This is a genomic window from Arthrobacter sp. 01T414, assembly GCF_056398965.1.
Genome location: NZ_JBFTQK010000005.1, coordinates 37,592 through 56,112, shown reverse-complemented (window position 1 = coordinate 56,112; position 18,521 = coordinate 37,592). Strand labels below are relative to the sequence as shown.

Annotated in this window: 16 protein-coding genes; 9 read left to right on the top strand and 7 right to left on the bottom strand. The window is 67.7% G+C overall.

Annotated elements, in window-relative coordinates:
* Positions 1 to 43 precede the first annotated feature (43 nt).
* Positions 44 to 1,270: an MFS transporter gene (locus tag AC1DK9_RS12595; RefSeq protein WP_476916137.1), complete on the top strand. Its 1,227-nt coding sequence runs from the start codon at positions 44 to 46 to the stop codon at positions 1,268 to 1,270.
* A 78-nt stretch (positions 1,271 to 1,348) separates the two neighbouring features.
* Here the strand turns inward: AC1DK9_RS12595 and AC1DK9_RS12590 are convergent, their stop codons facing one another.
* From AC1DK9_RS12590 to rraA, 3 genes are all read right to left on the bottom strand, one after another.
* Positions 1,349 to 2,788 (bottom strand): sugar porter family MFS transporter, encoded by a 1,440-nt coding sequence (locus AC1DK9_RS12590; RefSeq protein ID WP_476861526.1) that lies wholly within the window; start codon positions 2,786 to 2,788, stop codon positions 1,349 to 1,351.
* Positions 2,789 to 2,958: 170 nt separating this feature from the next.
* Positions 2,959 to 4,611, bottom strand: a complete 1,653-nt coding sequence (locus AC1DK9_RS12585; RefSeq protein ID WP_476916136.1) for an MDR family MFS transporter — start codon at positions 4,609 to 4,611, stop codon at positions 2,959 to 2,961.
* Positions 4,612 to 4,749: 138 nt separating this feature from the next.
* Positions 4,750 to 5,244: a ribonuclease E activity regulator RraA gene (gene rraA / locus AC1DK9_RS12580; protein WP_476916135.1), complete on the bottom strand. Its 495-nt coding sequence runs from the start codon at positions 5,242 to 5,244 to the stop codon at positions 4,750 to 4,752.
* Between the two features lie 93 nt (positions 5,245 to 5,337).
* Here rraA and AC1DK9_RS12575 point away from each other — a divergent pair, with 93 nt between their 5' ends.
* The 5 genes from AC1DK9_RS12575 (at position 5,338) to AC1DK9_RS12555 (ending at position 10,340) form a co-directional block, all read left to right on the top strand.
* Positions 5,338 to 6,603, top strand: a complete 1,266-nt coding sequence (locus tag AC1DK9_RS12575; RefSeq protein ID WP_476916134.1) for an MFS transporter — start codon at positions 5,338 to 5,340, stop codon at positions 6,601 to 6,603.
* 127 nt (positions 6,604 to 6,730) lie between these two features.
* Positions 6,731 to 7,318 carry a TetR/AcrR family transcriptional regulator gene (locus tag AC1DK9_RS12570; RefSeq protein ID WP_476861530.1) on the top strand — a complete coding sequence of 196 codons (588 nt, stop codon included), beginning with the start codon at positions 6,731 to 6,733 and terminating at the stop codon, positions 7,316 to 7,318.
* Between the two features lie 285 nt (positions 7,319 to 7,603).
* Positions 7,604 to 8,782 carry an NAD(P)-dependent malic enzyme gene (locus tag AC1DK9_RS12565; protein ID WP_476916239.1) on the top strand — a complete coding sequence of 393 codons (1,179 nt, stop codon included), beginning with the start codon at positions 7,604 to 7,606 and terminating at the stop codon, positions 8,780 to 8,782.
* Between the two features lie 51 nt (positions 8,783 to 8,833).
* The gene (locus tag AC1DK9_RS12560) at positions 8,834 to 9,334 is read left to right on the top strand and encodes a DUF456 domain-containing protein (RefSeq protein ID WP_476861531.1); all 501 of its coding nucleotides are present in this window, start codon (positions 8,834 to 8,836) and stop codon (positions 9,332 to 9,334) included.
* Between the two features lie 40 nt (positions 9,335 to 9,374).
* Positions 9,375 to 10,340, top strand: coding sequence for a hypothetical protein (locus AC1DK9_RS12555; RefSeq protein WP_476916133.1), 966 nt, complete (start codon positions 9,375 to 9,377; stop codon positions 10,338 to 10,340).
* 25 nt (positions 10,341 to 10,365) lie between these two features.
* Here the strand turns inward: AC1DK9_RS12555 and AC1DK9_RS12550 are convergent, their stop codons facing one another.
* Positions 10,366 to 11,022 carry a LysE family translocator gene (locus AC1DK9_RS12550; protein ID WP_476916132.1) on the bottom strand — a complete coding sequence of 219 codons (657 nt, stop codon included), beginning with the start codon at positions 11,020 to 11,022 and terminating at the stop codon, positions 10,366 to 10,368.
* A gap of 102 nt (positions 11,023 to 11,124) precedes the next feature.
* Between AC1DK9_RS12550 and AC1DK9_RS12545 the strand changes: the two genes are divergently transcribed.
* On the top strand, positions 11,125 to 11,580 hold the full coding sequence (locus AC1DK9_RS12545; RefSeq protein WP_476861534.1) for an Lrp/AsnC family transcriptional regulator: 456 nt from the start codon (positions 11,125 to 11,127) through the stop codon (positions 11,578 to 11,580).
* A gap of 25 nt (positions 11,581 to 11,605) precedes the next feature.
* Here the strand turns inward: AC1DK9_RS12545 and AC1DK9_RS12540 are convergent, their stop codons facing one another.
* Together AC1DK9_RS12540 and AC1DK9_RS12535 are read right to left on the bottom strand one after the other, a co-directional pair.
* Positions 11,606 to 14,332, bottom strand: a complete 2,727-nt coding sequence (locus AC1DK9_RS12540) for an FG-GAP-like repeat-containing protein (RefSeq protein WP_476916131.1) — start codon at positions 14,330 to 14,332, stop codon at positions 11,606 to 11,608.
* A 426-nt stretch (positions 14,333 to 14,758) separates the two neighbouring features.
* Positions 14,759 to 15,217 carry an Lrp/AsnC family transcriptional regulator gene (locus tag AC1DK9_RS12535; protein WP_476861536.1) on the bottom strand — a complete coding sequence of 153 codons (459 nt, stop codon included), beginning with the start codon at positions 15,215 to 15,217 and terminating at the stop codon, positions 14,759 to 14,761.
* A 330-nt stretch (positions 15,218 to 15,547) separates the two neighbouring features.
* On the opposite strand from AC1DK9_RS12535, the gene gluQRS reads away from it, so the two are divergent.
* On the top strand, positions 15,548 to 16,444 hold the full coding sequence (gluQRS, locus tag AC1DK9_RS12530; protein WP_476916130.1) for a tRNA glutamyl-Q(34) synthetase GluQRS: 897 nt from the start codon (positions 15,548 to 15,550) through the stop codon (positions 16,442 to 16,444).
* A gap of 9 nt (positions 16,445 to 16,453) precedes the next feature.
* Positions 16,454 to 17,071 carry an HD domain-containing protein gene (locus tag AC1DK9_RS12525; protein ID WP_476861538.1) on the top strand — a complete coding sequence of 206 codons (618 nt, stop codon included), beginning with the start codon at positions 16,454 to 16,456 and terminating at the stop codon, positions 17,069 to 17,071.
* Here AC1DK9_RS12525 and AC1DK9_RS12520 read toward each other — a convergent pair.
* Positions 17,068 to 18,417, bottom strand: coding sequence for an ATP-binding protein (locus AC1DK9_RS12520; protein WP_476861539.1), 1,350 nt, complete (start codon positions 18,415 to 18,417; stop codon positions 17,068 to 17,070). The two genes, AC1DK9_RS12525 and AC1DK9_RS12520, sit on opposite strands and share 4 nt — an antisense overlap.
* Between the last annotated feature and the right edge of the window lie 104 nt (positions 18,418 to 18,521).

The window sequence follows — 18,521 nt, the reverse complement described above, 5'->3', positions numbered from 1 at the left end:
CGGGAAAACGACAGAACGAACCACAACCTTAGGAGCGCCCTCCATGGACGGCCAGCTCACGGCGCACGCGCCGGAAGCAACATCAACCCTTGAGGCCGAAAAGGCCTCGCTACTCAAGCAGCCCAAGGCGGTCTGGGCCACGGCCCTCGCGGCGGTCTTCGCCTTCATGGGGATCGGGCTGGTGGACCCCATCCTGCCCGCCATCGCCAAGAACCTCGAGGCCACCCCCAGCCAGGTGTCGCTGCTCTTCACCAGCTACTTCATGGTCACCGCCATCGCCATGCTGATCACCGGCTTCGTCTCCTCCCGGATCGGCGGCAAGCGCACGCTGCTGGCCGGTCTCGCCATCATCGTGGTCTTCGCGTCCCTGTCCGGCCTGTCCGGCAGCGTGAGCGAGTTGGTCGGCTTCCGCGCCGGCTGGGGCCTGGGCAACGCGCTCTTCGTCGCCACCGCCCTGGCCGTGATTGTCGGCGTCGCCAGCGGCGGCGCCGGAACCGCGATCATCCTCTACGAGGCGGCCCTGGGACTGGGCATCTCGCTCGGGCCCCTGCTGGGCGCCCTGCTCGGCGGCTGGCAGTGGCGTGCCCCGTTCTTCGGCACCGCGGCGCTGATGGCCTCGGCCTTCATTGCACTTATTGCCCTGCTGCCCAAGACCCCGCTGCCCGAGCGGAAGGTCCGGCTCCGGGACCCGCTGCTGGCCCTGGGGCACAAGGGCCTGCGGACGACGGCGGCCAGCGGGCTGTTCTACAACTACGGCTTCTTCACCATCCTCGCCTTCACGCCCTTCATCCTGGGGATGGATGCCTACGGAATCGGGGGCGTCTTCTTCGGCTGGGGTGTCGCCGTGGCCGTCTTCTCGGTGTTCGTTGCCCCCGCGCTGCAGCGGCGTTTCGGCGCCGTCCGGGTACTCAGCGGCACCCTGGCGCTGCTGCTCCTGGACCTGGCCGGCCTCGGTTTGGCCGCGGGGCACTCGGTGCCCGCCGTCGTCGTCCTGGTGGTGGTTTCCGGCGCGCTGCTGGGGATCAACAACACGATCTACACCGAGCTGGCCATGGGTGTTTCCGATTCGCCCCGCCCGGTGGCCTCCGCCGGCTACAACTTCGTGCGCTGGATGGGCGGGGCGCTGGCACCGTTTGCCGCCGCCCAGCTGGGCGAGCACTTCGGGCCCCAGGTTCCGTTCTTCGCCGCGGCCGTGGCCATGGCGCTGGCGATCGTGGTGGTCCTGGTCGGACGCCGCTACCTGAGCTCGCACGAGCCGCACCTGGTCTAGGCGTCCCGCAGCACAAAAAACTGAGGCCCATGTTCCGCGGAACATGGGCCTCAGTTGTTGGTTCTTGCGCTGCCGGGGCTACTTCTTGGCGGAGCCCTTCGGCACGAACAGCGTCTCCGCGTGCTCAAGCGCCATGCCGTTGGTCTCCGGCACCTTGAACATCACGAAGAAGAACGACGCCGCCGCGAACAAGGCGTACATGGCATACGTCAGCGGCAGCGAGGCGGCCGCCATCACGGGGAAGCTCAGGGTGATGGCGAAGTTGGCGATCCACTGGGCAGCCGCGGCCAGGCCCAGGGCGCGGGCGCGGATGCGGGACGGGAAGATCTCACCCAGCAGCACCCAGACCAGCGGGCCCCAGGAGGCACCGAAGCTGATGACGAAGACGTTGGCGGCCACCAGGGCGGCCGGGCCCCAGGCGCCCGGGAGCGTGATCGCGTCGCCGGAGCCGGTGGCGGAACCGAACGCGAAGGCCATGGTCGCCAGCGAGGCGGCCATGCCGATGGAACCCGCCAGCATGATGGGGCGGCGACCGATCCGGTCCACCAGCGCGATGGCCACGAGGGTCACCAGGATGTTGGTGATGGCGGTCGCCACGGAGATGGTGAGCGAGTCCTTCTCCTGAAAGCCCACCGCCTTCCAGAGCGTCGTGGAGTAGTAGAAGATCACGTTGATGCCGACGAACTGCTGCAGCACGGACAGGATGATGCCGATCCACACCACCGGCTGCAGGCCCAGCGCCTTGCCGCGCAGCGACCCCTTCTGGCCCGCGAGCTTGTCCTCCTCGATGGCCTTCTTGATGTCGCGCAGGTGGCGGTCCGTGTCCTCATTCGGGGCGATGGACTCGAAGACCTTGAGGGCTTCCTCATCCTTGCCCTTGAACACCAGGAACCGCGGCGATTCGGGAAGCGTGAAGGCGATCCAGCCGTAGACGACGGCGGGGACGGCCGCGGCGACGAACATCCAGCGCCAGGCCTCGACGCCGAACCACAGGGCCTGGTCGGCGCCGCCGGCGAAGTTGGCGAACAGGGCGTCGGAGAGCAGCGCGGCGAAGATACCGGTGGTGATGGCGAGCTGCTGCAGCGACGCCAGGCGGCCGCGGACGTGGCGCGGCGAAATCTCGGAGATGTAGGCGGGGGCGATCACCGAGGCGAGGCCGATGCCCAGGCCGCCGATGAGGCGCCAGAAGATCAGGTCCCAGACGCCGAAGGCGAAGCCGGTGCCGAAGGCGCTGACCAGGAACAGCAGGGCCCCGAGCTTCATGGCGGGGATGCGGCCGTAGCGGTCAGCGACCTTGCCGGCCAGGTAGGCGCCGGCAGCGCAGCCCAGCAGGGCGACCGCGACGGCGAACCCGGTGACGGCCTCGCTGAGCGCGAATTCGTCCTTGATGGCGTCGACGGCGCCGTTGACGACCGAGGAATCGAAGCCGAAGAGGAAGCCGCCGACGGCGCCCGCCACGGCCAGCCAAATGACCCGCTTGGGGATCTTGGCGACGGTCTGGTCTTGGGTGGTGGTCATGTGGCTCCCTCGGCAATTCGTGGTCCGCGGCTCACGCCGCAACTACCAAGTCTTACACCGGCACCGCCGCGGCGCATGTCACAGGACTTCGAAAGTGAGATGAAACATACAGTTAACCGCCAACGGCAGGCAGCCATAAGGCTGCCTGCCGTTTCGCGGGTCAAGAGCGGCTAGTGCGCGGCGACCGACTCCTTGGCGGCGGCCTTCGGATCGGTGAGCTTCTTGTTCGGCAGCGCGAAGCTGATCAGGAAGGCAATGCCGGTCAGGACGGCGGCGGTCAGCATCACGGCGTCGATCGACTGGGCGAATCCCTCCGTGATCGGCCGGGTCAGGCTGGCGTTCGCGGTGTGCAGCCAGCTGGTGTCGTTCAGCGAGTCGTTGCTGGCGCCGTTCTTGAAGAACTCGTACAGCTTGGCGTTCGCGGGGTCGGCGGCAACGGCCGGGTCCTTGAGCACCTTGAGGTAATCCGCGTTCTGCACCGCGGCCTTCATCCCGCTGCCGATCTTGTCCGCCGCGAGGCTGAACAGCATCGAGATGAACACCGCGGTCCCCACCGCGCCGCCCATCGAGCGGAAGAAGGCGGCCGAGGAGGTGCCCACGCCCATGTCCTTGGCCGGAACCGAGACCTGCATGGCGAGGGTGAGCGGCTGCATGCAGAAGCCCAGGCCGAGGCCGAAGAACACGGCAATCGCACCGGGAACCCAGAGCGGGGTGTCCACACCCAGTGAGAGTCCCATGACGACGGCGGCCGCGGTCAGCACGGCGGTGCCAAGGATCGGGAAGATCCGGTAGGTGCCGGACGCGGAGATGGTCCGGCCGGCGGTGATGGATCCGGTCAGGATGCCCACCGTGAAGGTGATCATCATGAGGCCCGCCTCGGTGGGGGTGAGGCCCTTGACCAGCTGCAGGTACATCGGCAGCATCGCGATGGCACCGAACATGCCCACGCCGATGATGAAGTTCAGCAGCGAGGAGAGTCCGAACGTCATGTTCTGGAACAGCCGGAGGGGGATCAGCGCGTAGTCACCGGCGCGCTTTTCGGCGAGCAGGAAGGCGATGATGCCAACGACGCCGAGCGCGTAGCAGAGGAAGGCGCCGGTGGAGGTCCAGCCCCAGGTGCGGCCCTGTTCGGCGACGAGCAGCAGCGGGACGATTGCCAGGGTGATGGCGGCGGCACCCCAGTAGTCGATCTTCTGCTTGAGGTGCTTGGCCGGCAGGTGCAGGTAGAGGAACACGACGGCGAGGGCGGCCAGGCCGATCGGGATGTTGATGAAGAAGACCCAGCGCCAGCCGTCGAAGCCCAGGATGTTGGCGGAACCGGCGAACGCGCCGCCGATTACGGGGCCCAGCACGGAGGAGATGCCGAAGACGGACATGAAGTAGCCCTGGAACTTGGCCCGGTCCTTCAGCGCCACGATGTCCCCGATGATGGTCAGCGCGAGGGCCAGCAGGCCGCCGGCGCCCATGCCCTGGATGCCGCGGGCGATCGCGAGTTCGGTCATCGAGTGGACCGAGCCGGCGTAGAGCGAGCCGGCCAGGAAGATCAGGATCGCCGCGAGGTAGAGCGGGCGCCGGCCGAAGATGTCGCTGAGCTTGCCGTAGAGCGGCGTGCTCACCGTGGAGGTGATCAGGTACGCCGTCGTCGCCCAGGCCTGCAGCGAGAGGCCGTCCAGGTCGTTTGCGATGGTGTAGATCGACGTGGACACGATGGTCTGGTCGAGGGAGGACAGGAACATGCCGAGCATGAGGCCCACCATGACGGTGATGGTCTGACGGTGGGTCAGGACCTCTCCGGGCAGGCGTGCGGAGGTGGTTTTGGACATAACTGCTCCAAGGGGGGAAGTTTATGGGGTCAAGCAGGAAGGTTGCTTTCAGTAACTATCTTACGGCCTGCTTTGTTCCCGCCCGCACCCCGGACCGGTTACAGGCCCGGTAACCGGTCCGGTAACTGGTCTCCGTGCTCAGCGTTCGAGCAGGATCCCGTCCGGGTCGCACCAGATCAGCTGGCCCGGGCGGATGGCGACGCCGTCGATCTCCAGTTCCACGTCGGCCTCCCCGGCACCGTCCTTGGCGCTCTTTCGCGGGTTGCTGCCGAGTGCCTTCACCCCGAGCGGCAGCCCGGAGACCGCCACCCGGTCGCGGATGGCACCGTTGATCACGACGCCGGCCCAGCCGTTCTCGACGGCGCCCGCCGCGATCATGTCCCCCATCAGTGCGGTGCGCAGCGAGCCGCCGCCGTCGACCACCAGGACGGCGCCGTTGCCCGGCGTCGCCAGCGTGGCCTTGACCAGGGCGTTGTCTTCGAAGCAGCGGATTGTCCGGACCGGGCCGTTGAAATGGGTGTGGCCGCCGAGGGACTGGAACTGCAGCGAGATGGAATCCAGGTCCGCGCCGCGCTCGTCGAAAAGGTCGGCGGTATTGACGGGGTTGGCGGGTTCTGTGCGGGAGTGGGTCACTGGTTCTCCTCGGCCGGGTGAATAAGGTGATGCCCACGATAGTCTGGGCCAACACTGATCTTCAGCTCCAGCATCAGTTCCGGGGGGAACCATATGAGCCTGTCCAATATCGCCGCGCCGGCGCTCGCCGAACCGCAGCAACGCGTCCGCCCGGTCTGGACCGCAGGCGTGGTCCTGGTCAACGTGGGCATCAACGCGGCGTTCTTCGGTCCGCTCCAGGTGCTCCTCGGCCAGCAGGCGGCGGCCTTCGACGAAGGCGAGAAGGAAGCGATCCTGGCACTGGTGACCGGCGCGGGAGCGGCTGTGTCCCTCGTGGCCAATCCCCTGTTCGGCGCCCTGAGTGACCGGACGGTCGCCCGCCGGGGCCGCCGGGTGCCGTGGGTCCTCTTCGGTGCCATCCTTGGCGCCGCCGCGCTGACTGCCCTCGCGGGCGCCCCGAATGTCGCCGTTATGACGATTCTCTGGTGCCTCGTCCAGGCAGGCTGCAACGGAGCCTACGCGGCCATCACCGCCGCCGTTCCGGACCGGGTGCCGGTGGCTCAGCGCGGTACCGTGGGAGGCCTCGCCGCGATGGGCCAGACCATGGGCATATTGATCGGGGCCGTGATCGCCGCCGTCGTCTCCGGCAACTTCGCGCTTGGCTACGCCTTCTGCGCGGTGGCCCTGCTGGCCGGCGTCGGTCTGTACTTCTTCAAGAACGACGACGTCGCGCTGCCGCGGGAAGCCAGGCCGCGGCTCGTACCGGCCGAATTTGCCAAGAGCTTCTGGATTTCCCCGGCCAGGTACCCGGATTTCGCCTGGGCCTGGCTCACCCGCCTGCTGGTGAACATCGGCAACCACGTGGTGACGCTCTACCTGCTGTTCTTCCTCACCGACGCCGTCCACCTGCCGCAGACGCAGGGCATCGAGGCGGAGGTCGGCGTCCTGGTCCTGACCGGCCTGTACGCGGTCATGGTCATCATCACGAGTGTGATCGGCGGCCGGCTCAGTGACCGGATGGGCCGGCGCAAGCCGCTCGTCATCCTGTCCTCGGCCGTCATCGCGGCGGCCGCGTTGATCCTTGCCTTCGCCCCGACCTGGCCCGGGGCGCTGATCGGCGCCTCGGTGCTGGGCATCGGCTTCGGCGCATACCTCGCCGTCGACTTCGCCCTGATCACCGAGGTGCTGCCCACGGCTCTGAACCGGGGCAAGGACCTGGGGGTCATCAACATCGCCAATTCGCTGCCGCAGGTGCTGGCTCCGCTGATCGCCTACCCGTTCGTGGCGCTCTGGGGCGGGTACGTCTCGCTATACATTGCGGCGGCCGTGATCGGGCTGCTGGGCGCCGTTTTCGTGGTCAAGATCAAGGGTGTGGACTAGCCGGCAGGGGAGCTCGTTTGACTGGCAGGGAGCCCCATACCGTGCCGTATAGTGGACGGGATTCCCGCGGCAGTGCTGTGGACTAACCCTCCCGGCTGCCGAGAAAAACGACCCCGGAACGCTGCTGATGCCTGAATTCCCTTCGGATCTTCCACCAATGGCCCCGCCGCCCACCCTGCCCCGGCAGCGCCTGCGCTATGCGCGCATTCTGGACGTCGCCGCGGGTTTTGCCCGCAAGGGACTCGACTCCGTGGTCCTCTCCGAGGTGGCAGCCGGGGCGGATGTCCCGCTAGGAACCCTGTACCGCTATTTCCCGTCCTCCACGCAATTGATGCTGGCCCTGTACCGCAAGCAGCTCGGCGAACTCCATCTCGGCGAATGGCCGGACGGGGCCCGGGCGCCGGCGCACGCCCTGGTGGGCGCGGTGATGGAAATCTTCCACATGCGCCTGATGCAGCCCGCCGTGGAGCAATGCCTGAACCTCACGGTCTACGCGAAGGACACGGACACCACCCGCCTGCTCAGGGACATCGACGCGACGGCGGAGAAGGCTGTGACCGCGGTCAGCGGCGACCCTGCCGTCTCACGGGTCCTGCTGCTCACCGTCACCGGCCTGGTGCAGTCCGTGCGGTGCCGCCGGCTGTCGCTTTTCGAAGCGGAGGAGGACCTGAAAAAGGCCTGCTCGCTGCTGGCCAGGGGCCGGGAGGCCAAGTAGCCCAAGGGGCCGGGCGGTCTAGACCAGTTACCGGATTATGTCCGGCGGAATCTCCGCCGGGGATCGCCGTTGTTTACGATTGCAGAACCGGAGCGGCGCAAGCGCCAGCACTTCCGGGAGCTTCACCGCAGGTCCGCCACCCCGGGGCCGCCCAGGAAGTTCCCCCGACCATCTTGGGCACCCCTTGTGCCCGAGCAGCCAAGTGCCGTATGCCCACGGTGAGCCCCAGGAGACAACGACGTGTCCATTGAAACGACCATTCCCGCCCAATCCACTTCCCCGGCCGTGGCGGCAGAAGCGCCGGTAGCCGCGCTTACCGACCAGGAGATCTTCGCCTCCCACCAGGGCGGCAAGCTCTCGATCTCCAGCACCGTACCGCTCGCCAGCAAGCGCGACCTGTCCATCGCCTACACGCCCGGCGTCGCCCAGGTCAGCCGCGCCATCGCCGCCGACCCGGAACTGGCCAAGACGCTCACCTGGGCCCAGCGCCTCGTAGTGGTGGTCAGCGACGGCACTGCGGTGCTGGGCCTTGGCGACATCGGTGCCAGTGCCTCACTGCCCGTCATGGAAGGCAAGTCCGCGCTTTTCAAGGCCTTCGGCGACCTTGACTCCATCCCGCTGGTCCTCAACACCACCGACGTTGACGAGATTGTCGAGACCCTCGTCCGGCTGCGTCCCAGCTTTGGCGCGGTCAACCTTGAGGACGTATCGGCGCCCCGCTGCTTCGAGCTTGAGGAAAAGCTGATCGAGGCCCTCGACTGCCCCGTCATGCACGATGACCAGCACGGCACCGCCGTCGTCGTCCTCGCCGCGCTGACCGGCGCCGCGAAGGTGACGGCCCGTGAACTCGAGGGACTCCGGGTGGTGGTTTCGGGCGCCGGTGCGGCCGGGATCGCCGTCGCTGAGATCCTGCTCAGCGCCGGAATCGACGACGTCGTGCTGCTCGACTCCCGCGGCGTGATCAACCGCGACCGTACGGACATCGCCGCGGACCCGGCCAGCAAAAAGGCCCAGCTTGCCGCCCGCAGCAATCCCCGCGGCGTCGCCGGCGGCCCCGCAGAAGCCCTGCTGGGCGCGGACGTGTTCATCGGCGTCTCCTCCTCCCGGCTGGACGAAGAGCACCTAAAGCTGATGAACCACAGCGCCATCGTCTTCGCTCTCTCCAATCCGGACCCGGAAGTGCTGCCGGAGGTCGCGGCCCGGTACGCCGCCGTCGTCGCCACCGGACGCAGCGACTTCCCGAACCAGATCAACAACGTGCTGGCGTTCCCCGGCATCTTCCGCGGTGCCCTCGACGCCGGTGCCCGCCGGATCACCCCCGCGATGAAGCTCGCCGCGGCCCGCGCCATCGCCGACCTGGCCGAGAACGATCTCTCTGCCGACTACATCGTGCCGAGCCCGCTGGACCCGCGCGTCGCCCCGGCCGTTTCCGCCGCCGTCGCCGCGGCGGTGGAGGCGGAGTAGCGCACCGGCGCAGGGGCCGGGCCGCGCAGTAGCCAGCCATAGACTGGGGGCATGAACCCCGAAATCCTCGTGACTGTGCTCTGCGGCCTGGCCATTCTGGTGGGCGTGGCGGGGATCGTCATCCCGGTGCTCCCCGGCAGCATCCTGATTGGCCTGAGCCTGCTGGCTTGGGCGCTCTGGGGTGGCGCCGGAACCACCGGCTGGGTGGTCTTCGGTGTGGGCCTGGCCTTGGTGCTGGCCGGCATGGCGGCCAGTGCCTTGCTGACCGGCCGCAAGCTCAAGCAGCACAGCGTGCCGGGCCGTTCCGTGGTGGCCGGACTGGTTTTCGGCGTCGCAGGCATGTTCCTGATCCCGGTGGTGGGGCTCTTTGTCGGCTTCGCGGCCGGCCTGCTGCTGAGCGAACTCCACCGAACCCGCGCCTGGCGTGCCGCCGTGACCACCAGTTGGGCGGCCCTGAAAGCCACCGGAGTGGGCATGCTGGTGGAGTTCGGCCTGGCCTGCCTTGCCGTGAGCACCTGGGTCATTGGCGTCTGGGTGGCCGCGGCCAGCTAGCCCTTCCCTGCGCGCCAGGGGGCGCTATTAGCATGGAAGAATGAGCGCCGCACAGTCCCCAGGACCCATCTATCGCGACACCCGCGACCTCACGCCGTTCGGCAACCCCCAGGTCCGCACGCCGGTACGGGACCTGGCAGACGGCGTCGGCGGCATGCTGCAGACCGCCCTCGGCGGCCGGAGCGGTGCGCTGCTCAGCGTGGATGGCCCTGCCCCCAGGCTTAGGCGGATGCCCGGGAAAGCGGCGAAGGCGGTCCACGAGGCGACCTTCCACAATACCGACCCCAACCGGCTGATCGCCTTGGGCCGCACCTACCCCGGCTGGGCCGGGCTTTGCTATGTGCTCGCCGGGCTCCTGGCCCACAAGCAGGGCGGCTACCTGCGTGCCGCGGAACTCCTCCAGCGCGGACTCACCACCAGGAACGACGACGACGCCAACCAGTTCGCGTCCGGCTACCTGACCCGGGTGGTCACCAGGGTCGGGGTAGCTGAGCGCATCGAGGTTCCGGTGCTCTTCAGTGAGGAGGCGGTGTTCCTGGCGCTGTCGCACTCCCTGCGGGAAACCGGCCACCTTGAGGCGGCGCTGCACACCGCGGCGTCGCTTCCGCCCTCGCTGCCCGCGGCGTTGGCCCGGTGCTCGGTGGCGTTCGCGACGGGCCGGGACAAGGAAGTTACGGTGTGGACGGAGGGGCTGCTGAACGCCGACGACCTCTCGGCCGCGCTGCTGCTGATCCGCGCCCGCTCACTGCGCCGCCTGGGTGCCGCTACGGCCTCCCAGGCGGCGTTGAAGGAGGTGCTCCGGCGGCGCAAGACCCACCTGGCGCTCCGTAACGATGCCTTGACGGACCGCGCCTTGCTGGTGCTGGATAACGGGCGCAGGTCACTGAATCCACGCGACTGGCTGCGCGGCCGGCCGGCCGAGCTCGAAACCTTCGAAGTCATCCGCAAGGACGTCGAAGAACGCAGGCTGTGGGAACAGGAGTGGAAGCAGCTGAACGGGGAATGATCCCGTCCCGGCGGATGCCGGGCCCCTACTGCCAGGCAGTTGCCGTGGCCAGAGGGACGAGCTGTTCGGCCAGCAGCACCAGGCCTAGGGCCACCATGATGACTCCGCTGGCCAGCGTCACCCGCCGGGCCGCGCCGGGCCGGGAATGCAGCAGCTTCCGGGCCAGCAGGGCCACGCCGCTGTAGATGACGGCCACCAGCAGGACAAAGGTGAGGCCCAACAGGCCTGACTGCGCCGGTACGGACAGGGCGGCGTCGGGCCTGACGAACTGCGGGATCAAGGCGACGAAGAACAGCAGGCCCTTCGGGTTGATGCCGCTGATGCCCATGCCCTGCAGGAACGCCCTGAACTGAGTTTTTTGGGCGGGCCCGGTGGCGGCGGTTTGGCGGCCGAAGCTGGCGTCCCGCCAGGAGCGTACCGTGCTGACGCCCAGCCACAGCAGGTAGGCCGCGCCGGCCACCGTGAGCCAGCCGAGGAGGCCGGGGAGGCCCGTAATTACGGCGGCCAGACCGGCGGCCAGGAGTGCGGTGTGCACGACGTAGCCACCGCACAGGCCGGCGACGGCGGGCACGAAGCTGCGCTCCTTGAGCCCGGCGGAGATCGAGTAGGCCCAGTCGACCCCCGGCGTGCAGGCAAGGGCCACGGCGACGCCGACGAAAGCGAGGAAGAGTTGGGGGTTCACGGCGGTCTCCTGGGTTGGCTGCAGGAGTAAGCCTAGGGATTTGGAGCCAACAAGTGCTTACTGATTTCGCCGAATAATCCGCGGCGGCAATAAGATAATTGCGTGATAGACCATATCGACAGAAGTATCTTGCGCCACCTCCGTGAGGACGGTCGAATGACCGCCACGGCACTGGCTGCGAAGGTAGGGCTGACCGTCGCGCCGTGCCACCGCAGGCTGCGCGAGTTGGAGTCGTCCGGCGTCATCCGCGGTTACCGCGCCGACATCGATCCGGCCGCCGTCGGGCTGGGCTTCGAGGCGATTGTGTTCGTCACGCTTCGGCAGGTGGACCGCGCCACCATGGAGATCTTCGAGAACCGCGTCGCGGAGAACCCGAACATCGTCGAAGCCCAGCGTTTGTTCGGCGAGCCCGACTATCTGCTCAAGGTCATCACCGCAGACCTGCCCTCGTACCAGCGCTTCTACGACGCCGAACTGACCTCGCTGCCCGGCGTCGAGCGGCTGACCTCCACGCTGGTCATGAAGAACCTGAAAGCGAATACCGGCCCGCCGGTCTGATCCGTTCGAAGGGCCTGAGGCCGGCTTAGCGCGGGTTCAGGACGGTTGACTGGAATCCGCCCGCGCCGTTGCCGGTGTAGAGCCACATGGTCCCGCGGGTGTCGGTGGCAATGATGTTCGGCTTGGCGATGCCTCCGAACCTGCCAACGCTGGCGAAGGTGCGGAAGATGTTCCAACCGTTGCCAATCAGCCGCCTGGGCTGGAAGCCGCCGCTGCCGTCGCCGGGGTAGAGCCACAGCTTTCCGTCGCTGGCGCGCGCCATCAGGTCGGCCTTGCCGTCACCGGTGAAGTCGTTCGCCGCCAGGACCTGGTTGAAGCCGCCCCAACCGGCACCGATCTGCCGCCTGGGCAAGAAACCGCCGCCGCCGTTGCCCGGGTAGAGCCACAGCTTTCCGTCATAGCCCTGGGCGAGGATGTCCGACCGGCCGTCACCGTTGAAGTCGCCGGGGGAGAGGATCTTCGAGAAGATGTTCCAGCCGCTCCCGATCTGCCTGCGCGGACTGAAGCCGCCCGCGCCGTTGGTGGGGTACATCCAGAGCTTGCCGTCGGTCGAGCGGGCGACGAGGTCCGGGCCGCCCTGCCCGTCGAAGTTGGCCGCGGAAATGACCCGGTCGAAGATCTGCCAGCCGGAGCCGATCTGCTTGGAGCCCTTGAAGCTGCCCGAACCGTTTCCGGAGTACAACATCAAGGCGCCGGCGGCGTCCCGGGCCAGTACGTCCGGCCGGGCGTCGCCGTCGAAGTCGCCGGCTTCCCAGATGTCACTGAACTTGTTCCAGCCTGCGCCGATGTCCAGGCGTCCGGCGAACTTGCCGGTGCCGTCTCCTGCGTTCAGCGCCATCGCGCCGGTGGCTCGGGCGGCGAGCACGTCGGTGCTGCCGTCCTCCGTGAAGTCCTGGCCGCCCACGAGGTCTGCGGTGGTGTCCATGCCGGAGGCCACGGCAAGCCTCGGCCGGAAGCCTCCGGCCCCGTTGCCCGGGTAGAGGTACAGGGTTCCGTCGCTGCTCCGGGCGACGAGTCCCGGGGCGCCGGCGACCATCCCGGTTGCCGCGGCAACTCCGTTGAAGATCTGCCATCCCGAACCGGCCTGGCTGCGCGGCAGGAACCCGCCGGAGCCGTTGCCGGGATAGAGGTAGAGCTCACCGCTGGGCAGGATGCCGAACAGGTCGTTGTGGCCATCGCCGGTGAAGTCGCCGGCGGCAACAATGCGTTTGAAGATATTCCAGCCGGACCCGATCTGCTTCCTGGGCAGGAAGCCGCTCCGGCCGTTGCCCGGGTAGAGCCACAGCGTGCCGTCCGAGCTTCGGGCGATGATGTCGGCGAAGGTATCGCCGTCGAAGTCCCCATTGCCGATCACCGAGTTGAAGGCGTCCCAGCCTGCACCGATCTGGACCGGGGACCCGATGCGGTTGCCGGCCTGGCCCTGGCTCAGCAGGAGCGCGCCGTTGGACTCCCGGGAAATCATGTCGGGCCGGCCGTCCCCACTGAAATCGCCGACCGAGAACTGGATTTTGGTCCAGCGGTCCGGATCGGCCGTGATGGTGACGGTGGCGGCATCCGCGGTGACCGAATCGATCCGGACCCGGGTGCCTGCGTGGGTGACGAAGGTGCTCCCCTGCTGCCAGGCGAGATTCGCGTAGACGTTGCCGTCCGGCTTCGAATACGGCTTCAGGACCAGTGATGATGCCGCCGTGGCTCCGCCGCGCTGGACGATCTTCACGCCGCGGTTACTGACGTTGGACGCTGTCGCGAGGTAACTGTCGTAGCCGACGGGCTGCCGCAGTTCCAGGTAGTAGATCTCCCCGCTGATCGGATCGGTGAACTTCAAGGCCCGGTTGGGATCCTTGCCGCCCCACGGCTTGAGCGTGTAGCGCTTGACGCCGTTGGCGATGCCCACGTTCAGGATGTCGGTGCCGGTCCCGCTTCCCATGCCCAGGAAATCCCACAGCGAGGAGCTGATGACCGGCGAGGCATCGTTGCGGGACAGGCCCATGAGGTCGGTCGTGTCCCCGTATTCACGGATGTAGCAGGAAGAATCCGCGAAGGACCCGGAAGAGGTGGTCCCGACGTCGGAGGCGCCGCTGCCGCACTGCAGGGAGTCCGCGTGCATGGAGCCAAGGACATGGCCGAACTCGTGGGAGATGACGCTGGTGGTGTAGGCGCCAATTTTGGGCATCAGGATGCGACCGCTGACCCCGCCGGTGACGTAGCCGCTGTAGCCTGCGCCGAGCGCGCCGCCGGACAGCGAGGAGGCCGGAATAAAAATGACAAGGGCCGTATTGCTGGCGTAGTGCCAACCCAGCTCCGAGGTGATCTTGTCGATGAGGTCGCCGTAGAACTGCGTGGAGGTCCCCGCAGATTTGTGGCCGAGGATCCGTTTGGCCACCGTCATGGTGATGCGGCCGTTGGACATGTTGCTCCAGTACGCGCTGGATGCCGCGACTGCCTTCTCCGCAGCGACCGCGTCTACGGCGGTCCTGTTGTCGGCGAGGGTAGCGGTGACCAGTGTGACCTGGATTTTGCCGGCCGACGTCGACTCGGTCTGGAGGCCCCCGGCGGCGGCTTTCTCGGCGGGATTCGTCCCGGGCTCGAAGACGTGCTCGGAGTGGGGGGTGCCGTCCACGAAAACGGTCGGCGGACTGTCGGTGCCGCCGGTGTCCACGGCGGCAGCCGGTGCGCTGGGAAGCGAGACCATGCCTGCCGCGAGCAGCAGGAAGCCGGTGATAGACGCCAGAGATCGCTTAGCAGAACGCATGTAGTTCCTTCATATAACCCGGACCGGATGAGAGATGTTGTGGTGCGCGGCGGCGCAAGCCCCGGCACAGAAGTGCGGGCCGCGGCGGATCGTGCTGGTGTCGGTCACATCCGGAGGACCGACGGAAGCTCGCAGAACGTCGAAGTGAAAAAACTGGGGGCCGTGCGCCATCGACGGGCCGGCGAAGCTCGCAGCCCTCGGCGCTCACGGGGCTCAACGTACAGTTGACTCCCACATCCCCCCCAATACTTGCTTTCGCGCAAGTGTAACGGACGTGACGCATGAGACGGATGACAATTTTGTGAACGGGGTGATGATTCCGGGCGCGGGTAGATGAAACCCGCGCCAAAATTGAGCGAAAGCGTCAGGAAAACTGCGGCCAGCTCGTGCCAGGGAGGGCGGCCCGCCGTGCGGGCGGTGCCCCCTTTACCCGCCCAGCAGGGGGGTGGTCCGGTAAGGAATGACTTCGCGCAGGAACATGCTCGTGGACGTCCGCACGATCCCCGGACACAGCCGGATTTCCTCGGAAACACGGTAGAGATCGTCGGGACTGGTGGCCACCACGCGGATCAGCAGGTCGGTGTCGCCGGCGGGTGCATGGCACTCGAGCACCTCCGGGATTTTCCGCAGCGCCGCGATCGCCTCATCCAGGTGGCTCTGGTCCAGTTCGGCGCTCACGGCCGCAGCAACGCCGCGGCCCAGCGCGGAGGGCAGCACCCGGCTGCTGTTTGGCCGGAGCGCGCCCGACGCCGTCATCCGCTCCAGGCGGGACTGGACGGTGCCGCGGGCCAGGCCCAGCTTTTGGGCCAACACCATGATGGGCAGCCGCGGATCCGCGTCCAGGGCAAGAAGGATCCGGCGATCCGTCGCGTCGAGTTGCTGCAATCTGACCACTTCCTGCTAATCATTGAGGCGCCTACTGGTCATTCTGACCAAGAGACTCCAAGTCCGTTGCGCCAACTGTATGGCTCCTGCTCAAATAGTGGCAACAAAGGATGCGGGCCACCGCCGGCAGCCGATGGCTACAGATTCCCCGGCACACCTACCGGGCCCTGGACAAGGCATCCCGCAAGGAGCCCGCCGCTGATTGACTCTTGTTCACGCATCGTCTTTCCGCACACCCTTAACGGCAAGAGCCCCTGAGCCCCCGACGTCGGATGTCCGAAGTCATCGGTGGCTGAGGGGCTCTTGTGTTGCCCGGCATAGGCTTGTGCCATGACACCAGCCGGGCGTTTTGCCCCCAGCCCCTCCGGCGTGCTCCACGTGGGCAACCTTCGCACCGCCATCCTCGCCTGGCTCTTCGCGCGCGCAACGGGCCGGCGCTTCCTGATGCGCGTAGAGGACCTGGATCGTGCCCGCTCCGGTGCCGAGGCGGAGCAGCTTCGTGACCTGGCGGCGGTTGGCGTGGACTGGGACGGCGGCGTCGTGCGCCAGACCGACCGGGAACACCTCTACGCGGCCGCGATCGAGCACCTTGCGGAGGAAGGGCTGACCTACGAATGCTTCTGCACCCGCCGCGAAATCCAGGAGGCGCCGTCGGCCCCGCACGCCCCGCAGGGCGCGTACCCCGGTACCTGCCGGAACCTGACCGAGGCCGAGCGCGCCAGCAAGCGAGCCGTTCGGCCTGCGGCGGTCCGGCTCCGGGCGGGGGTGAGCGAGGCGAGCGTGCAGGACGTGCTGCACGGCAGCTTTACCGGCGTAGTTGACGACTTCGTCCTCCGCCGCAACGACGGGGTCACCGCGTACAACCTGGCCGTGGTGGTGGACGACGCCGCGCAGGGAATCGACCAGGTGGTGCGCGGCGACGATCTGCTGCCGTCCACCCCGCGGCAGGCCTACTTGGCCTCCCTTTTGAATATTCCCGTCCCGGAATATGCCCATGTGCCGCTGGTGCTCAATGCCGCCGGTGCCCGGCTGGCCAAGCGCGACGGCGCGGTGACGCTCGCGGACCTCGCGGCCGAGGGGGTCACCGCGGATGAGGTGCGGGACGCGCTGCTGGAGTCCTTGGGTTTGCCCGCGGGACCGCTGGTGCAGGCGCTGAACGAGTTTGATCCCGCTGCCCTCCCGAGGGAGCCGTGGGTGTGGCCCGGGATGGGCGGCCCCGGCGCGTAGGCTGGAATCATGTCAGAACCAGAGTTCACCGAAGCACGCGCCGACCGGCCGCATTTCACCGTCGAGACGGCCAGGGTCCTCGCCGAAGTGGCGCACAACCGCCAGAAGGACAAGCTCAAACGCCCCTACCGGGAGCACGTGATCGCCGTCGGCGATGCGTTGGCCGACTTCGATGACGACATCCGGATCGCGGGATACCTGCACGACATTGCCGAAGACACCCCGATGACGCGCCAGGCGCTGCTGGAGATGGGCGTTTCCGAGCGAGCCGTCGACATCATCGAGCGCGTCACGAAACGCCTGCACGAGAACCCGGACGACTACCAGGCCGGGATCCGCTACATAGCCGAGGACCACGACGCCACCCTGGTCAAGATTGCCGACAACGCGCACAACTCCCTGCCCGAACGGGTCAGGGCGCTGGCGGAGAAGTGGCCGGACAAGCCGCCGGTCACCCGCTACGACGACGCCCGGCCGGTGCTGTACGCCGCGGTTCCGGTCGAAGAGATCCGCAAGATCCTGGCCCGGATCAACCCGTGGCTACTGGAGGAACTCGACGACCGGCTCGACGAGGAAGACGACACCGACTACGAAAACCTCTCCTACGACGGCACCCCGCAGGGCTAGACCCGGCCCAGCAGGTCGATGTCCTCAAGGAACTCCTGCTGGACCTCCGCGCTGACGGTGGTCCGGGTGTCCGCGATCGCAGCGAGGTAATCCTGGGTCGCGGGACCCTTCCGGACCGCCTCCCGGAGGGAGGCGCCGGGGGAAGCGCCGCCGGACGGGCCGCCCGCGGTGCCCGCCCCGCCGTCGCTGTCCATTCCGTAAACGGCGTTCTCCAACGCGCGCTGTGAGGCGCTCCGGGCAGCGTACTCAATGTCCGCGGGGGAGAACCCTTCGGTGCGGTCCACCAGCAGCTCCACATCCACGTCGTCCACCACGGTGGCGGGAATGAAACGCTGCCACATGGCCTCGCGGGCCAGGCGGTCCGGCAGGCCGATCGGGATGACGTAGTCGAAGCGGCCGTGGCGCAGGAAGGCGGAATCCAGGGCGCGGATGAAGTTGGTGGCACAGACCAGCAGCCGGCCGGGCTGTTCGCGGAACGCCGGAATGATCTTGAGCAGTTCGTTGGTGACGCCCTGCAGCGGCGACGGCGGATCCCCGGCGCGTTGCGAGGCGATCTCCTCCACCTCGTCGATGAAGACAACGGCGTGCTCCAGCTCGGCGATCTCGAGGAAAGTCTCGCGCAGGGCGCCGGCCAGGCCCAGCGGGTCGGCGGCGAGCCGGGAGGGGAAGACCTCCACAAACGGCCACTCCAGCCGTGACGCGATGGCCTTGGCGAAGGTGGTCTTGCCGGTGCCGGGCGGGCCGAACAGAACCACGGCCCGCGGAGGCACCACGCCGTACTCGTCGGCCAGGTCGGCTTCGGCCAGGGGCAGGACGAGGCGGCGCTCCAAGAGTTCCTTCTCCATGCGCATGCCGGCGACGTTTTCCCAGAGGTCCCGGGCCAGGATCCGGCCGCCGAGCTGGCTGAGCGGTTCGAGTTCCTGGCGCTGCACGGGGATCTTGCGTTCGAAGTAGCGCAGGTTCTTCTTCAGCACGAAGCCGCGGCTCAGGAATGCCTCCACGCGGGTTTCGGATTCCGGCATGAGCGCGGAGAGCTTGTTCAGTCCGTGCGGGGCCATCCGGTTCTCCACCGCGGCCAGCAGCGAGGTGCCGATTCCGCGGCCGCGGAACTCGGGCAGGGTGGCCAGAAAAACGATCCAGCCCTGGTCATGGGCGGCGCGACCGACGGCGGCGCCCACCACCTGCTCGCCCTGCACCGCGACGACGGCGTGGTCCTTCTCGCACGAGGCGAGAACCTCGGAGAGCGCGTAGACCGGCTCGACATTCGTGGCCTTGAGGGATTCCCAGAGATGCAGGATCCCGTCCAGGTCGGCTGAATGGAAATCCCTGATCCGCCAGTTGGTCATGAAGTGTCTCCCGGGTGGTTCGTCGCTGAGCCAGTGAAACTGTTCCTTCGAGCTTAGGCGAACCCGGGCGGTGGCGGCACGGCATTACGCGCCGCCGCCCAAGC

Bases quoted from the DNA above. Each gene is read 5' to 3' on its own strand.
- AC1DK9_RS12595 (WP_476916137.1), top strand. From the start codon at position 44: ATGGACGGCCAGCTCACGGCGCACGCGCCGGAAGCAACATCAACCCTT.
- AC1DK9_RS12590 (WP_476861526.1), bottom strand. From the start codon at position 2,788: ATGACCACCACCCAAGACCAGACCGTCGCCAAGATCCCCAAGCGGGTC.
- AC1DK9_RS12585 (WP_476916136.1), bottom strand. From the start codon at position 4,611: ATGTCCAAAACCACCTCCGCACGCCTGCCCGGAGAGGTCCTGACCCAC.
- AC1DK9_RS12575 (WP_476916134.1), top strand. From the start codon at position 5,338: ATGAGCCTGTCCAATATCGCCGCGCCGGCGCTCGCCGAACCGCAGCAA.
- AC1DK9_RS12570 (WP_476861530.1), top strand. From the start codon at position 6,731: ATGCCTGAATTCCCTTCGGATCTTCCACCAATGGCCCCGCCGCCCACC.
- AC1DK9_RS12560 (WP_476861531.1), top strand. From the start codon at position 8,834: ATGAACCCCGAAATCCTCGTGACTGTGCTCTGCGGCCTGGCCATTCTG.
- AC1DK9_RS12555 (WP_476916133.1), top strand. From the start codon at position 9,375: ATGAGCGCCGCACAGTCCCCAGGACCCATCTATCGCGACACCCGCGAC.
- AC1DK9_RS12540 (WP_476916131.1), bottom strand. From the start codon at position 14,332: ATGCGTTCTGCTAAGCGATCTCTGGCGTCTATCACCGGCTTCCTGCTG.
- gluQRS (WP_476916130.1), top strand. From the start codon at position 15,548: ATGACACCAGCCGGGCGTTTTGCCCCCAGCCCCTCCGGCGTGCTCCAC.
- AC1DK9_RS12525 (WP_476861538.1), top strand. From the start codon at position 16,454: ATGTCAGAACCAGAGTTCACCGAAGCACGCGCCGACCGGCCGCATTTC.
- AC1DK9_RS12520 (WP_476861539.1), bottom strand. From the start codon at position 18,417: ATGACCAACTGGCGGATCAGGGATTTCCATTCAGCCGACCTGGACGGG.